This is a genomic window from Streptomyces sp. NPDC007863, from assembly GCF_040633895.1.
Classification (GTDB): Bacteria; Actinomycetota; Actinomycetes; order Streptomycetales; family Streptomycetaceae; genus Streptomyces.
On sequence record NZ_JBEYEI010000004.1, the window covers coordinates 57,981 to 72,211 of the forward strand.

Consider the following 14,231-nt stretch of genomic DNA (forward strand, 5'->3'; position numbering starts at 1 on the left):
GGCCCATGGCGACGCCCCCACCGCCGCGCCCGCGCAGGAGCGGCCGCGAGATCCACACGCTCGACGAGTTCGACGCGTCGCTCGCCCGGCCCGGCGGCCTCGCCGGACTCCGCGTCCAGTCCGTCGACCTCACCGACCGCACCTTCGCGCTCCTCGCCTCCTCCACCGCCGCCACCGTCTTCCTCGGCTGCCCGATGGAGCCGGAGGCCGTCGCCAAGGTCCGGGCCGACGGCGCGCTGGTCTTCCCGCCCGTCCCCGACCTCCCCTTCGACCCGTACCGCAACCGGCTCTACACCCCGGACGAGCTGTACGAGGGCGTCACCGCCGCCGGCGGTTACCCGGCCACCCCCGACGCCCTCTCCTACGCCTGGTTCGGCGCCACCCGCGCCGACGGCGACGTCTTCTCCTCCATGCTCCGCTCGATCCACGACGACGCCGTGGGCGACGCCCTCGACGAGCGCCTCGCCGGCCGGCGGGTCGTCGGCGTCATGGGCGGCCACGCGATGGGCCGGGGCACCGAGGCGTACGCCGGCGCGGCCCGCCTCGGCCGCTCCCTCGCCCGCGCCGGGTACACGGTCGCGACCGGCGGCGGCCCCGGCGCGATGGAGGCGGCGAACCTCGGCGCGTACACCGCCCCCTTCGACGACCCGGCGCTCGCCGACGCCCTCGCCCTCCTCGCGAAGGCCCCCTCCTTCGCGCCCTCGGTGACGGAGTGGGCCCGCGCGGCCTTCGGCGTCCGGACGCTGCTGCCCGACGGCGGCGACTCGATCGGCATCCCCACCTGGTTCTACGGCCACGAACCGCCCAACGCCTTCGCCCGGCACATAGCCAAGTACTTCACCAACGCGCTGCGCGAGGACGGCCTCCTGGCCCGCTCCACCGCCGGTGTCGTCTTCCTCCCCGGCGCCGCCGGCACCGTCCAGGAGATCTTCGACAACACCACCCCCAACTACTACGGCTCCCTCGGCGCCCCCACCCCCATGGTCCTCGTCGACCGCGCCCACTGGACCGACCGCCTCCCCGCCTGGCCCCTCCTGGAGACCCTCGCGACCGGCCGCCCGATGGCCGCCCGCATCGCCCTGGTCGACTCCGTCGACGAGGCCCCGGCCGCGCTGGCCCGGCTGGGATCCGCGTAGGTGGACCTCTTCGTGTGCGCGGGCTGCGGGGCGGAGCTGTCGGTGCCGGTGGAGCGGGTGGCGCTGCCCGCGGAGGCCCACTGCGACGCGGGCCACCGCTGGATGCCGCCGCTCATGGAGCCGGGGACCTACGCCGTGGACCCCGACCCGTGGGGACGGCCGTGGCGGACCTGGGAGGAGATCGGCGCGTCCGGGGCCGCGGCCCACGGGGTGTACGCCCCGGCGTACGGGATCCCCACCGGCCCCCGGAACGTGATCGTGCTCGCCCCGGGCGACACCCGCGGCACCCGGCTGCTGCCCGAGCGGTCCGGCAACTCCTGCCTCGGCATGGTCGCGGGCGACGAACCCAGCCTGCTGTGCGCCGGCTGCGGCCTCGGCGTCGGCTTCCGCGAGGACGACTGCGGGGTCTGGCAGACGGTCCGGTACGCCCCCGGGGCCGTCGTCCGGCGCTCCCTCGGCGTCCCGCCGCCGGCCGCCCCGGTCCTGCCGCTGCCCCCGGTCGACCTGGAAGGCGACTGGGACCTGCGCTGGTCGGCTGCGGCGGGAGCGGCGCTCGCCCGGCTGCTGGCCGCCTCCGGCGGCCGGGCCCTGTGCCTGCCCGACGGGCTGCCGGCCGTGATGTTCGGCCGGACCGTCGAACGGCTGCTCCCGGCCGGGCCGCCCTTCCTGACCGTGGGCGTGGCCGGTCCCGGCCTGCCCGGGACCGGCGCCGACATCGTCCTCGTACCCTCCGACCGGCGGACGGGAGAGCCCTGGCGGCCGGCCGGGGACGCGGTGCCCGTCCCGCTCCCCGCCCCCGTCTGGGCCCGTCTGGCGCGGTCCGGGGAGACCTCGCCGACGCCGGTGTCCGGGACGCTGCCGACCCAGGTCGTCCGCGACGACTACCCGCACCCGGACCGCCCCGGGTACCTCTTCCGCCCCGACCGCCGCACGCTCCGCGGGACCCTCGCCCGGATGCCCGAGGTCCGGCAGCCCTGGCTGCGCGCGCTCTACGACCGGCTCTGACCGTCCGGCTCGTCCCCGTCCTTCGCTTCGTCCCCGTCCAGCACCACGACCTCCTCCGTCCGGAAGGCCACCGACACCTCCGCGCCCTCCTCCGGCACCTCCCGCAGCGGGAGTTCCGCCTCCAGCGGCGGGCCGTCCGCCGGGCGGAGGACGACCGTGACGTGATGGCCCCGGAAGGTACGGGACTCGACCCGGCAGGCGAGGCCGCCCCCGTCCGTCACGAGGACCCCCGCCGGGCGGACCAGCAGCGTCCGCGCACCCTGCGGGGAGCCGTCGGGGACCGGGATCCGGCCCCACGCGGTCTGCGCCACCGCCCCGGACACCGTCGCCGGGACGACGTTCTCGAAACCGAGGAAGCGGGCGACGAACTCCGTGCCCGGCCGCTGCCACACGTCCACCGGCGTGCCCGAGCGCACGATCCGCCCGTCCCGCATGACCACCACCCGGTCCGCGAGCGCGAACGCCTCGCCCTGGTCGTGGGTGACGGCGAGGACCGTCGTGCCGAGCCGCCCGAAGAGCGCCCGCAGCTCCACGACGAGCCGCTCCCGCAGCCCCCGGTCCAGCTGCCCCAGCGGTTCGTCGAGCATCAGCAGCCGGGGCCTCGGCGCCAGCGCCCTCGCCAGCGCCACCCGCTGCTGCTCGCCGCCGGACAGCGCGGCGACCGACCTCCGCCCGGCGCCCGGCAGGCCCACCAGGTCGAGCAGCTCCTCGACCCGCGCGGCCCGCTCCTCCTTCGGCACGCCGTGCATCCGGGGCCCGAAGGCGACGTTCCCGGCGACGTCCCTCTGCGGGAAGAGCTGGTGGTCCTGGAACATGAGGCCCACCCCGCGCCGGTGCGTCGGCACCCCCTCCTGGTCGGTGCCCGCGAGCAGCACCCGGCCCGCGTCGAGCGCCTGGAGCCCGGCGACCGCCCGCAGCAGCGTCGACTTGCCGGACCCGCTCGGCCCGAGGACGCACACGATCTCGTGCTCGGCGACCTCCAGGTCCACCGCGTCGAGGACCGCCCGCGCCCCGAACCGTACCGTCGCTCCGTCAAGGGTCAGCATCAGAACTCCCCGGTGGTCCGGTCGGTCCGCAGCCGTTCGAGCAGCAGCAGGGAGACCGCGCACACCACCATCAGAATCGTCGACAGGGCCATCGCCTGCCCGTAGTTGAGCTCGCCCGGCCGGCCGAGCAGCCGCGCCACCGCGACCGGCAGCGTCGGGTTGTCGGGCCGCGCGATGAAGACGGTCGCCCCGAACTCGCCGAGCGAGACCGCGAAGGCGAACCCGGCCGCGATCAGCAGCGCCCGCCGCACCAGCGGCAGGTCCACCTCCCGCCAGGCCCGCCACGGCGAGGCCCCCAGCACCGCCGCCGCCTCCCGCAGCCGCTGGTCCACCGCCCGCAGCACCGGGAGCATCGTCCGGACGACGAACGGCACGCCGACCAGCGCCTGCGCGAGCGGTACGAGGATCCAGCTGGCCCGCAGGTCGAACGGCGGCTCGTCCAGCGTGATGAGGAACCCGAAGCCGACGGTCACCGCCGACACCCCGAGCGGCAGCATGAGCAGCGCGTCGAAGCCCCGCACCAGCCGTCCCGCCCGCCTGGTGAGCGCCGCCGCCGCGAGCCCGCCGATCACCACCGCGACGGCCGTGGCGGCGACCGCGTACCGCAGCGAGTTCCCGACCGCCTCCAGCGGCGGCACCAGGAACGTCCCGGCCTCGTCGAGCGAGCCGAGCGCCCGGTAGTAGCGGAGCCCGTACCCCTCCGGCGTCGCGAAGGAACGCTCCACCAGCACCCCGAGCGGCAGCAGGATCAGCACCGCCACCGAGGCGAGCACCCCGCCGAGCAGCGCCCACTGCCCGAAGCCGCGCGGCCGGCGCGCGGTCCGCTCCGGAGGGACGAGGCGCAGCGCGGTCTCCCGCCGCCGCACCGTCCGCGCGTGCACGGCGAGGATCACGCCCACCGCGACGAACTGCACGAGCGTGAGCACGGCCGCGGTCCGCAGGTCGAGCAGCCGGGCCGTCTGCCGGTAGATCTCCGCCTCCAGCGTCGTGTACGCGTCCCCGCCGAGGATCTGCACGACGCCGAAGGAGGTGAAGGTGAAGAGGAAGACCATCAGCGCCGCCGCCGACACCGCGGGCACCAGGGCCGGCAGCGTCACCGACCGCCAGGCCGTCCAGCGGGACGCGCCGAGCACCCGGGCCGCCTCCTCCTGGCGCGGGTCGAGCTGCGCCCACAGCCCGCCGACGGTCCGGACGACGACCGCGTAGTTGAAGAAGACGTGCGCGAGGAGGATCGCCCACACCGTGGTGTCGAGCCGCAGCCCCCACAGCTCGTCGGTGAAGCCGCCCCGCCCCACGAGCGCCAGGAACGCCGTGCCGACGAGCACCGTCGGCAGCACGAACGGCACGGTGACGACCGCGCGCAGCACGCCCTTCCCGGGGAAGTCGAAGCGGGCGAAGACGTACGCCCCCGGCAGCGCCACGAGCAGCGTGAGCCCGGTGGAGGCGGCCGCCTGCCAGACGGTGAAGCCGAGCACGTCGAGGATGTCGGAGCGGCCCAGGGTCGCTCCGATCGCCCCGAGGTCCCAGGCGCCGTCGGGCCGCAGCCCGCGCTCGACGATCGACGCGACGGGCCAGGCGAAGAAGACCGCGAAGAACGCGACGGGCAGGGCCATCAGGCCCAGCCGCGCCGCGCTCCCCTTCGGGTCGCGCCTCACTTGAGGACGAGCGACGACCACTGCTGGATCCAGGCCTCACGCTGCGCGGCGATCTTCTCCGGCGCCACCGTCTCCGGCTTCTCGATCACCACGCCGTGCTTCGTGAACAGCTCCGGCAGGGCCGCGTCCTTCGCCACCGGGTTCACGAACATCTGCAGCGGCATGTCGTCCTGGAACTTCTTCGAGACCAGGAAGTCGATCAGCGCCTTGCCGCCCTCGGGGTTCTTCGCCCCGTTCAGCAGGCCCGCGAACTCGATCTGGCGGAAGCAGGTGCCGGTGGACACCCCGGTGGGGGCCTCCTTCGGCTGCGGCTCCGCGTACAGCACCTCGACCGGCGGGCTGGAGGCGTAGGAGACGACCAGCGGGCGGTCGCCCTTGGCCTCCTTGCCGCCGGCCGAACCGGAGAACTCCTGGTTGTAGGCGAGCTCCCAGCTGTCGACGGTCTTCACGCCGTTCGCCTTCAGCTTCTTCCAGTAGTCCTGCCAGCCGGCGTCGCCGTACTTCGCGACCGTGCCGAGGAGGAACCCGAGGCCCGGGGAGGACCGCTCCGGGTTCTCCACCACGAGGAGGTCCTTGTACTCCGGCTTCAGCAGGTCGTCGAAGGACTGCGGCGGCGCCAGCTTCTTGTTCGCGAAGTACTTCTTGTCGTAGTTGACGCAGATGTCGCCGGTGTCGATCGGCGTGACCCGCTGCTCCTTGTCGAGCTTGAAGGTGTCCGGGACCCGGTCCAGGCCCTTCGCCTCGTACGGCACGAAGATGCCGTTGTCGAGGGCGCGGGAGAGCAGCGTGTTGTCGACGCCGAAGAAGACGTCGCCCTGCGGGGAGCCCTTGGTCAGGATCTCCTTGTTGACGGCCTCGCCCGCGTCACCGGCCTTGAGGACCTTGACCGTGAATCCGGTCTGCTTCGTGAACTCGGCCAGCACCTCCTTGGAGGCGTTGAAGGAGTCGTGGCTGACGAGCGTCACGGTCTTCGGCGCGGGCTCCCCGGTCTTCCCCGCGGCGTCGCGGGCGGACTCGGTGGAGCAGGCGGCCAGGCCCGTGACGCCGAGCGCCGCGGCCAGCGCGACGGCGGCGGCCTTCTTGGTGTGCATGTGTATGTCCTCCTGGGTGGGACCAGAAGGAGACGCGGCCCTGCCCGCGGCCGGGGACCGGACGCGGGCAGGGCGCAACAGCTCGAGTTACGACCGAACTTCCTACCCGGAATGACCCGGGCGAGGTTCAGAGGGTCTGCGGTCTACGGTTACCGCACTCTCAGCGCTGTGGCGCTCCCCTGTCGGAATATGCAGGTGTGTTCGAGCACAGGGTACAAGGTCAGCGTTCGGAGGCGGCGAGCTGTCCACAGGCGCCGTCGATCTCCTGGCCCCGGGTGTCCCGGACGGTGACCGGCACGCCGTGGCGGGCGATGGCCTCGACGAAGGCCTTCTCGTCCTCCGGCCGGGAGGCGGTCCACTTCGAGCCGGGCGTCGGGTTCAGCGGGATCAGGTTGACGTGCACCCGCTTGCCCTTGAGCAGCTTGCCCAGCAGGTCGCCCCGCCAGGCCTGGTCGTTGATGTCCCGGATGAGGGCGTACTCGATGGAGACCCGGCGGCCGGACTTCTCGGCGTACTCCCACGCCGCGTCCAGCACCTCCCGCACCTTCCAGCGGGTGTTCACCGGCACCAGCGTGTCGCGGAGCTCGTCGTCCGGGGCGTGCAGGGAGACCGCGAGCCGGCACTTGAAGCCCTCGTCGGCGAAGCGCAGCATCGCCGGCACCAGGCCCACGGTCGACACGGTGATGCCGCGCTGCGACAGGCCGAGGCCGTCGGGCTCGGGGTCGGTCAGCCGGCGGATGGCGCCGACGACCCGCTTGTAGTTGGCGAGCGGCTCGCCCATCCCCATGAAGACGATGTTCGAAAGCCGCGCGGGCCCGCCGGGCACCTCGCCGTCGCGCAGCGCGCGCATGCCGTCGACGATCTGGTGCACGATCTCGGCGGTCGAGAGGTTCCGGTCGAGACCGGCCTGGCCGGTCGCGCAGAACGGGCAGTTCATGCCGCAGCCGGCCTGCGAGGAGATGCACATCGTCACCCGGTCCGGGTAGCGCATCAGCACCGACTCCACGAGCGTGCCGTCGTGCAGCCGCCACAGGGTCTTGCGGGTGGTGTCGTCGTCGCACGAGATGTGCCGCACCACCGACATCAGGTCGGGCAGCAGCTCGCCGGCCAGCTTCTCCCGCGAGGCGGCCGGGATGTCGGTCCACTCGGCGGGGTCGTGCGCGTACCGCGCGAAGTAGTGCGTCGACAGCTGCTTGGCGCGGAAGGGCTTCTCGCCGATCGCGGCGACGGCCTCCTTGCGCTCGGCGGGCGAGAGGTCGGCGAGGTGCCGCGGCGGCTTCTTGGCCCCGCGCGGGGCGACGAAAGTGAGTTCTCCGGGCAGCGGACGGGCCACGACGGCGTCTCTCCTCATACAGGCACGAGGTCGGACGTCCCGCGACGGCGGGGAGTGCGGCAGGGCGATGCCGGGGCGACCTCACTGGACCGTCCCCGCGGTGGCGAGGACGACGAAGGGCCCGGGCCACAGGCCCGAGCCCTTCCAGAGTACCCGCTGTCCGTCAACCCGTTCCGACGAAGAGCGCGAGCAGCAACCACACCACCGGCGCCGTCGGCAGGAGCGAGTCCAGGCGGTCCATGATGCCCCCGTGCCCCGGGAGCAGCGTGCCCATGTCCTTGATGCCGAGGTCGCGCTTGATCATCGACTCGCCGAGGTCGCCGAGCGTCGCGCTCGCCGCCACCGCGAGGCCGAGGAGCAGACCCTGCCACCAGATGCCGTCGTCGATCAGGAACTGCATGCACAGCGCGCCGGCCGCCATCGCGAAGGCCACCGCGCCGAACAGTCCCTCGCGGGTCTTGCCCGGACTGATCCGCGGCGCCAGCTTGTGCTTGCCGAAGCGCCAGCCCACCGCGTACGCCCCGGTGTCGCTGACCACCGTGAGCAGCAGGAAGGTCAGCACCCGCCACGGCCCGTCGTCGGCGGTGAGCAGCATCGCCACGAAGGTCGCCAGGAACGGCACGTAGAACGCGGCGAAGACGCCCGCCGTGACGTCCTTCAGATACCCCTCGGGGGGTTCCGTCATCCGCCAGACGAGCACCGCGAGCGCCGTCAGGGCCATCGCGACCCAGGCGCCCTCGGGGCCCCGCACGTACCCGGCGACGACCATCGCCGCGCCGCCGACCGCGAGCGGCACCAGCGGCGCCTTGATCGCCTTGCGCTCCTGGAGCCGGGAGGTCAGCTCCCAGAGTCCGACGACCACGGCCACCGCGACCACACCGACGAAGGCCGGCTTCCAGATGAACAGGGACGCGATGATCACGGCCCCGAGACCGACGCCGACCCCTATCGCCGCGCCCAGGTCCCGGCCCGCGCTCTTCTTCTGCCGGGGCGTGGGGCCCGAGGACGGCGGAGGAGGCGGGACGGGGCTGGGCATGGGCTCCTGCGGGTGCTCGTGCGGGGTCTCGTCACGGAAGAGGGGACCGCTCGGGTGAGCGGCCCCCCGTCCGTGTCCGTCCTGGAATCCGCCGGCGGGTACGTCGGGCACGATGGGCATGGGGCGAGTCTGCGCCGCCCGGTGCCGATCGAGGGCGGGACCCGCCGGGGCAGGCCCCTGGTCGGGTCCGCCGAGACCTGAACCGGCCGCCGGCGCCCCCCAGGATGAGTCGTTCATCAGACCTCGAGGAGCTCGGCTTCCTTGTGCTTCAGGAGCTCGTCCACCTGCGCCACGTACTTCGCGGTGGTGTCGTCGAGCTCCTTCTCCGCGCGGCGGCCCTCGTCCTCGCCGACCTCGCCGTCCTTGACGAACTTGTCGATGGTCTCCTTGGCCTTGCGGCGCACGGAGCGGATCGAGATCTTGGAGTCCTCGGCCTTGCCCTTGGCGACCTTGATGTAGTCGCGGCGGCGCTCTTCGGTGAGCTCCGGGAAGGTCACCCGGATGATGTTGCCGTCGTTGCTCGGGTTGACGCCGAGGTCCGAGTCGCGGATGGCCTGCTCGATGTTGCGCAGCGCGCTCTTGTCGAACGGGGTCACCACGGCCATGCGCGGCTCCGGCACCGAGAACGACGCCAGCTGGTTGATGGGGGTGAGGGCGCCGTAGTAGTCGGCCACGATCTTGTTGAACATCGCCGGGTGCGCACGGCCGGTGCGGATCGCGGCGAAGTCCTCCTTGGCGACCACGACCGCCTTCTCCATCTTCTCCTCGGCCTCGAGGAGGGTCTCTTCGATCACCACATGCTCCTGCGTGTCGTCGCGTTGTGTCGGTTGAGGGCGGGCCTGGGTCAGGCCCGGGTGCCCTGGTCGCTCACGAGTGTGCCGATCTTCTCACCCGTCACGGCGCGCGCGATATTGCCCTCGGCGAGCAGTTCGAAGACGAGGATCGGGAGCTTGTTGTCGCGGCACAGGGTGATGGCGGTGGCATCGGCGACCTTGAGGTCGCGGGTGATGACCTCGCTGTACTCCAGGGCGTCGAACTTGACCGCGGCGGGGTTGGTCCTCGGGTCGGAGTCGTAGACGCCGTCCACGCCGTTCTTCCCCATGAGGAGCGCTTCGGCGTCGATCTCCAGGGCCCGCTGGGCGGCGGTCGTGTCGGTGGAGAAGTACGGCATGCCCATGCCGGCGCCAAAGATGACCACGCGGCCCTTCTCCAGGTGGCGCACGGCGCGCAGCGGGATGTACGGCTCGGCGACCTGGCCCATGGTGATGGCGGTCTGGACGCGGGAGTCGATGCCCTCCTTCTCTAGGAAGTCCTGGAGGGCGAGGCAGTTCATCACGGTGCCGAGCATGCCCATGTAGTCGGAGCGGGCCCGGTCCATGCCGCGCTGCTGGAGCTCGGCGCCGCGGAAGAAGTTGCCGCCGCCGATGACGATGGCGATCTGGGCGCCGTCGCGGACCACGGCCGCGATCTCACGCGCGATGGCGTGCACGACGTCCGGGTCGACACCGAGACCGGTACCGCCGGAGAAGGCTTCTCCGGACAGCTTCAGCATGTAGCGGCCGAGCTTCTTGCCGCTGTTGTCGTCGTGGCCCTGTTCGGCGCCCTGATTCATGGAGATCTCCTCGTACACATACGAAGAAGGCCATTGCCCTGGGTCCTCGTGGGTTTCCCGTACGGCAATGGCCTCCTCGTCACATCTGCGGTCGTCCCGCGCGGGGCGGGACGACTGTCTCAGACCCTACCCGGGTCCGGTGTCCGTCGCTTTCGCGTGGACGGACGGACTCAGATGCCGACCTTGATGCGGCTGAAGCGCTTCAGGGTGACACCGGCCTCGTCCAGGATCTGCTGGACGGACTTCTTGTTGTCCAGGGCGTACGGCTGGCCGAGCAGCGTGGCGTCCTTGAAGAAGCCGTTGACGCGACCCTCGACGATCTTGGCGATCGCGGCCTCGGGCTTGCCCTCGGCGCGGGTGGTCTCCTCGGCGATGCGACGCTCGGACTCGACGACCTCGGCCGGGACGTCCTCACGGGTGAGGTACTTCGGCGCGAAGGCGGCGATGTGCTGCGCGACACCCTTGGCGACCTCGGCGTTCTCCTTGTCGAACTCGACGAGGACACCGATCTGCGGCGGGAGGTCGGGCATGGTGCGGTGCATGTACGCGGAGACGTAACCGTCGGCGTAGGCCGCGAAGCGGTCGAGGACGATCTTCTCGCCGAGGTTGGCGTTGGCCTCGTCCACGAAGGCCTGCACGGTCTTGCCGGCCTCGATCTCGGAGGCGAGCAGGGCCTCGATGTCGGCCGGCTTGGTGGCGGCGACGTGGGCGGCGAGGGCGTCGGCGACGGCGAGGAACTTGTCACCCTTGGCGACGAAGTCCGTCTCGCACTTCAGCTCGACGATGACGCCGGAGGTGTTGTCGTCGGCGATGAGGGAGACCACGGCGCCGTTCTCGGCGGAGCGGCCCTCACGCTTGGCGACACCCTTCTGGCCCTTGATGCGCAGGGCCTCTACGGCCTTGTCGACATCGCCGTCGGCCTCTTCGAGGGCCTTCTTGCAGTCCATCATGCCGGCGCCGGTGAGCTCACGGAGCTTCTTGACGTCAGCGGCGGTGTAGTTCGCCATGAGTCTGTTTCTCTCTCGAAGTCAGAAAGATCTACGAAGATCTACGGCGGGACGGCGGGGGCTTTCTGAGCCCCCGCCGTCACCTCCGCGGTGTTTCCGGGGTGCGGAAGGTCAGCCCTGCTCGGCGGCGGGAGCCTCGGCCTCGGCCTCGGCGGCCGGGGTCTCGACCTGAGCCTCGGCCTCGACGGCCTTCTCGGTCTCGGCGGAGGACTGGACCTCGGCGGCCTCGTCCTTCTTCTCGCCCTCGAGCAGGTCGCGCTCCCACTCGGCGAGCGGCTCGCCGGCGGCCTTCTCGCCCGGCTTCGAGTCACCGGTGGCGGCACCGGAGCGGGCGATGAGGCCCTCGGCGACGGCGTCGGCGATCACGCGGGTGAGCAGGGTGACGGAGCGGATCGCGTCGTCGTTGCCCGGGATCTTGTAGTCGACCTCGTCGGGGTCACAGTTGGTGTCGAGGATCGCGACGACCGGGATGTTGAGCTTGCGAGCCTCGCCGACGGCGATGTGCTCCTTCTTGGTGTCGACGATCCAGACGGCGCTGGGCACCTTCTGCATCTCGCGGATACCACCGAGGGTCTTCTCCAGCTTGGCCTTCTCGCGCGAGAGGACCAGGAGCTCCTTCTTGGTGAGACCCGAGGCCGCGACGTCCTCGAAGTCGATCTGCTCGAGCTCCTTGAGGCGCTGCAGACGCTTGTAGACGGTCGAGAAGTTGGTGAGCATGCCGCCCAGCCAGCGCTGGTTGACGTAGGGCATGCCGACGCGCGTCGCCTGCTCGGCGATGGCCTCCTGGGCCTGCTTCTTCGTACCGACGAACATCACGGAGCCACCGTGCGCGACGGTCTCCTTGACGAACTCGAAGGCGCGGTCGATGTACGACAGCGACTGGAGCAGGTCGATGATGTAGATGCCGTTGCGCTCGGTGAAGATGAAACGCTTCATCTTCGGGTTCCAGCGACGGGTCTGGTGACCGAAGTGGACGCCGCTCTCCAGCAGCTCCCGCATCGTGACGACGGCCATGGCCGTATCTCCTTGGGTTTCTCGGTTGTGTTCCTGACGCCCCGGCGCGCCGTGCCACGAAGGACCGAAAGGCGCTGCCACCGCGCTCTTGGAGACGAGTGGCGGGGCGTGCGAAGTCGACCCGGTGACCCGGGTCGCCATAGGAAGTGTACGGGAACCCGGGAGCGCCGGGTGACGGCGCTGTCCACAGGCCGCCCTCTGTCCACAGAAATCGCCCGGGACCGGCATGAACCGCCCGCCCCGGGGACGCTCTCCCCATGCAGCTCACCACGGTCTTCCTCGCCCTGGCCCTCCTCTGGCCGGTGGCCCCGCCGCAGATCCTGCGCGGCTGGCACCCGCCACCGGGCCCCTACGCCGCCGGCCACCGCGGCATCGACCTCGCCGCGCCCCCGGGCACCCCGGTCCTGGCCCCCGCCGCCGGCACCGTCACCTTCGCCGGCGGGGTCGGCGGCCGCGGCGTCGTCACCCTCACCCTCACGGGCACCGGTACTCCCCCGCTCCGCACCACGTTCTCCCCGGTCACCCCGCTGGTCACGGCCGGCACCCGGGTCACCCCGGGCACCCGGATCGCCGAAGCGGCCCCCGACGCGCACTGCGCCTCCCCGTGCCTCCACTGGGGCCTGCTCCGCGGCGAGACCTACCTGGACCCCCTCCTCCTGGCACCCCGGCCCAGGTCACGCCTGCTGCCGGTCGCCGGATAGGGAGGCCCGTCGGTTCAGGCGGTGGGGCCGGTGACGCCGTGGAGGGCCATGGTGACGGCCGCGTCGGCGATCACGGTGGGGTCCTCGGCGGCGCCGAGTTCGATGCGGCGGACGGCGGCGTCGACGACACCCTGGAGGAGCATGGCGCCGAGGCGGGGTTCACGGACGCCCAGGGCGGCCAGGGCGTCGACGACCATGGTGACGAGACCGCCGTGGGCGGCGCGGATCTTCTCGCGGGCACCGTCGTCGAGCTCGCCCGCGGAGATGGCGACGACGGCGCGGTGGCGGCGGTCGCCGACGAGCTCCAGCTGCTTGCGGACGTAGGCGGCGACCTTGTCCTCGGGGGCGTCGACGCCCGCCATGGCGAGTTCGACCTCGGCGGCCCAGACGGGGAAGTCGACCGCGCACAGTTCCTCGACGACGGCGGCGCGGGAGCGGAAGTACTCGTAGACCGACGAGCGGGCGAGGCCGGTGCGCTCGGCGAGCGCGGGGAAGGTCAGCGCCTCCGTCCCGCCCTCGGACAGCAGGGAACGCGCGGCGTCCAGGAGGGCGCCGCGCTGCATGGTCCGGTGCTCGGCCACCGAGGCCGCTCGAATCCTGGGCACGGCTCCACTGTACGACCGGTGCGGCGCGGTCAGCGTCCTACGTCGGCCAGCTTGGCACGGAGCTGCAGGACGGACTTGGTGTGGATCTGGCTGACGCGGCTCTCGGTGACGCCGAGGACGTTGCCGATCTCGGCCAGGGTCAGGCCCTCGTAGTAGTACAGCGTGACGACGGTCTTCTCGCGCTCGGGGAGCGTGTTGATGGCGCGGGCGAGCAGCCGGCGCAGCTCGCGGTCCTCGGCGACCTCGACGGGGTTGTCGGCGGCCGTGTCCTCCAGGGTGTCCATGAGGGAGAGCCGTTCGCCGCCTTCGCCGCCGACGTGCAGCAGCTCTTCGAGGGCGACGACGTTGGCGAGGGACAACTGACTGAAGACGGCGTGGAGTTCCTCCAGCTGGATGCCGAGTTCGGCGGCGACCTCGCTCTCGCTGGGGGTGCGGCGGAGCTGGGCCTCCAGGGTGGCGTAGGCACGCTCGACGTTGCGGGCCTTCTGGCGCACGGAGCGGGGGATCCAGTCGAGGGCGCGCAGTTCGTCGATCATCGCGCCGCGGATGCGGGTGATGGCGTAGGTCTCGAACTTGATGGCGCGCTCGACGTCGAACTTCTCGATGGCGTCGATGAGGCCGAACACCCCGGAGGAGACGAAGTCCGCCTGTTCCACGTTGGACGGCAGGCCGACGCTGACGCGTCCGGCGACGTATTTGACGAGCGGCGAGTAGTGCAGGATCAGCTGCTCCCGCAGCCGCTCGTCGCCGGTGGACTTGTACGAGCGCCACAGCTCGTCGAGCGAGGTCGGCGCGGCCGGCCGCACGGTGCCCCGGGCTGCTGGGGGCACCGCAGCGCGGTCAGACCCGGAGGTGTGCTGGGGCATGCGTTGCCTTGAGCCGTTCTGCTGTCGGGTGCGTCGGTCTGGGTGTCCTGTGGGGAATCCTGGTGAGCGTAGCGTGAGTGCGGTGTCGCGGTGAGCGAACAGGAGCGGATGGCGCCGGTCCGGG

14 protein-coding genes and 1 riboswitch are annotated in these 14,231 nt (G+C 72.0%); of the genes, 3 read left to right on the top strand and 11 right to left on the bottom strand.

Going from position 1 to position 14,231, the window contains the following annotated elements; translation table 11 throughout:
* The first annotated feature begins 5 nt into the window (after nt 1-5).
* Nucleotides 6-1,136: a Rossmann fold nucleotide-binding protein gene (locus ABZ621_RS07530; protein ID WP_360601705.1), complete on the top strand. Its 1,131-nt coding sequence runs from the start codon at nt 6-8 to the stop codon at nt 1,134-1,136.
* Entirely contained in the window at nt 1,137-2,141 is a 1,005-nt protein-coding gene (locus ABZ621_RS07535) for a hypothetical protein (protein WP_360601707.1), read from the top strand.
* Here ABZ621_RS07535 and ABZ621_RS07540 read toward each other — a convergent pair.
* The 9 genes from ABZ621_RS07540 to rpsB all read right to left on the bottom strand — a co-directional run bounded on the left by ABZ621_RS07540 (nt 2,126) and on the right by rpsB (nt 11,935).
* Nucleotides 2,126-3,187 carry an ABC transporter ATP-binding protein gene (locus tag ABZ621_RS07540; protein ID WP_360601709.1) on the bottom strand — a complete coding sequence of 354 codons (1,062 nt, stop codon included), beginning with the start codon at nt 3,185-3,187 and terminating at the stop codon, nt 2,126-2,128. The two genes, ABZ621_RS07535 and ABZ621_RS07540, sit on opposite strands and share 16 nt — an antisense overlap.
* Nucleotides 3,187-4,800, bottom strand: coding sequence for an iron ABC transporter permease (locus ABZ621_RS07545; protein ID WP_360602265.1), 1,614 nt, complete (start codon nt 4,798-4,800; stop codon nt 3,187-3,189). Before ABZ621_RS07545 ends, ABZ621_RS07540 begins: the two co-directional genes overlap by 1 nt.
* A 38-nt stretch (nt 4,801-4,838) precedes the next feature.
* Nucleotides 4,839-5,933, bottom strand: a complete 1,095-nt coding sequence (locus tag ABZ621_RS07550) for a thiamine ABC transporter substrate-binding protein (RefSeq protein ID WP_360601711.1) — start codon at nt 5,931-5,933, stop codon at nt 4,839-4,841.
* Between the two features lie 81 nt (nt 5,934-6,014).
* Nucleotides 6,015-6,124: riboswitch (TPP riboswitch) on the bottom strand.
* Between the two features lie 29 nt (nt 6,125-6,153).
* A complete protein-coding gene (gene rlmN / locus ABZ621_RS07555) occupies nt 6,154-7,284 on the bottom strand; it encodes a 23S rRNA (adenine(2503)-C(2))-methyltransferase RlmN (protein ID WP_360601713.1) in 1,131 nt (376 codons plus the stop codon).
* Nucleotides 7,285-7,429: 145 nt separating this feature from the next.
* On the bottom strand, nt 7,430-8,539 hold the full coding sequence (locus ABZ621_RS07560; protein WP_360601715.1) for a phosphatidate cytidylyltransferase: 1,110 nt from the start codon (nt 8,537-8,539) through the stop codon (nt 7,430-7,432).
* Complete coding sequence (gene frr / locus ABZ621_RS07565) at nt 8,539-9,096, bottom strand: ribosome recycling factor (protein ID WP_043226950.1); 558 nt, start codon at nt 9,094-9,096, stop codon at nt 8,539-8,541. The genes ABZ621_RS07560 and frr overlap by 1 nt, the downstream gene beginning before the upstream one ends.
* A 50-nt stretch (nt 9,097-9,146) precedes the next feature.
* Nucleotides 9,147-9,914: a UMP kinase gene (gene pyrH, locus ABZ621_RS07570; RefSeq protein ID WP_189949804.1), complete on the bottom strand. Its 768-nt coding sequence runs from the start codon at nt 9,912-9,914 to the stop codon at nt 9,147-9,149.
* Between the two features lie 170 nt (nt 9,915-10,084).
* Nucleotides 10,085-10,921: a translation elongation factor Ts gene (gene tsf, locus ABZ621_RS07575; RefSeq protein ID WP_169094465.1), complete on the bottom strand. Its 837-nt coding sequence runs from the start codon at nt 10,919-10,921 to the stop codon at nt 10,085-10,087.
* A 111-nt stretch (nt 10,922-11,032) separates the two neighbouring features.
* The gene (gene rpsB / locus ABZ621_RS07580; RefSeq protein ID WP_360601718.1) at nt 11,033-11,935 is read right to left on the bottom strand and encodes a 30S ribosomal protein S2; all 903 of its coding nucleotides are present in this window, start codon (nt 11,933-11,935) and stop codon (nt 11,033-11,035) included.
* A 257-nt stretch (nt 11,936-12,192) separates the two neighbouring features.
* Here rpsB and ABZ621_RS07585 point away from each other — a divergent pair, with 257 nt between their 5' ends.
* Complete coding sequence (locus tag ABZ621_RS07585) at nt 12,193-12,636, top strand: M23 family metallopeptidase (RefSeq protein WP_360601720.1); 444 nt, start codon at nt 12,193-12,195, stop codon at nt 12,634-12,636.
* A gap of 14 nt (nt 12,637-12,650) precedes the next feature.
* Here the strand turns inward: ABZ621_RS07585 and ABZ621_RS07590 are convergent, their stop codons facing one another.
* Both ABZ621_RS07590 and whiG read right to left on the bottom strand, forming a co-directional pair.
* On the bottom strand, nt 12,651-13,217 hold the full coding sequence (locus ABZ621_RS07590; protein ID WP_360602267.1) for a helix-turn-helix domain-containing protein: 567 nt from the start codon (nt 13,215-13,217) through the stop codon (nt 12,651-12,653).
* Between the two features lie 53 nt (nt 13,218-13,270).
* Nucleotides 13,271-14,107, bottom strand: coding sequence for an RNA polymerase sigma factor WhiG (gene whiG / locus ABZ621_RS07595; protein WP_360601722.1), 837 nt, complete (start codon nt 14,105-14,107; stop codon nt 13,271-13,273).
* Nucleotides 14,108-14,231: the final 124 nt, after the last annotated feature.

Excerpts from the sequence above, each read along its gene's own strand:
- ABZ621_RS07560 (WP_360601715.1), bottom strand. The coding sequence starts at position 8,539 with ATGAACGACTCATCCTGGGGGGCGCCGGCGGCCGGTTCAGGTCTCGGC.
- rlmN (WP_360601713.1), bottom strand. The coding sequence starts at position 7,284 with ATGAGGAGAGACGCCGTCGTGGCCCGTCCGCTGCCCGGAGAACTCACT.
- ABZ621_RS07540 (WP_360601709.1), bottom strand. The coding sequence starts at position 3,187 with ATGCTGACCCTTGACGGAGCGACGGTACGGTTCGGGGCGCGGGCGGTC.
- tsf (WP_169094465.1), bottom strand. The coding sequence starts at position 10,921 with ATGGCGAACTACACCGCCGCTGACGTCAAGAAGCTCCGTGAGCTCACC.
- ABZ621_RS07550 (WP_360601711.1), bottom strand. The coding sequence starts at position 5,933 with ATGCACACCAAGAAGGCCGCCGCCGTCGCGCTGGCCGCGGCGCTCGGC.
- ABZ621_RS07530 (WP_360601705.1), top strand. The coding sequence starts at position 6 with ATGGCGACGCCCCCACCGCCGCGCCCGCGCAGGAGCGGCCGCGAGATC.
- ABZ621_RS07545 (WP_360602265.1), bottom strand. The coding sequence starts at position 4,800 with ATGGCCCTGCCCGTCGCGTTCTTCGCGGTCTTCTTCGCCTGGCCCGTC.
- ABZ621_RS07585 (WP_360601720.1), top strand. The coding sequence starts at position 12,193 with ATGCAGCTCACCACGGTCTTCCTCGCCCTGGCCCTCCTCTGGCCGGTG.
- rpsB (WP_360601718.1), bottom strand. The coding sequence starts at position 11,935 with ATGGCCGTCGTCACGATGCGGGAGCTGCTGGAGAGCGGCGTCCACTTC.
- whiG (WP_360601722.1), bottom strand. The coding sequence starts at position 14,107 with ATGCCCCAGCACACCTCCGGGTCTGACCGCGCTGCGGTGCCCCCAGCA.
- pyrH (WP_189949804.1), bottom strand. The coding sequence starts at position 9,914 with ATGAATCAGGGCGCCGAACAGGGCCACGACGACAACAGCGGCAAGAAG.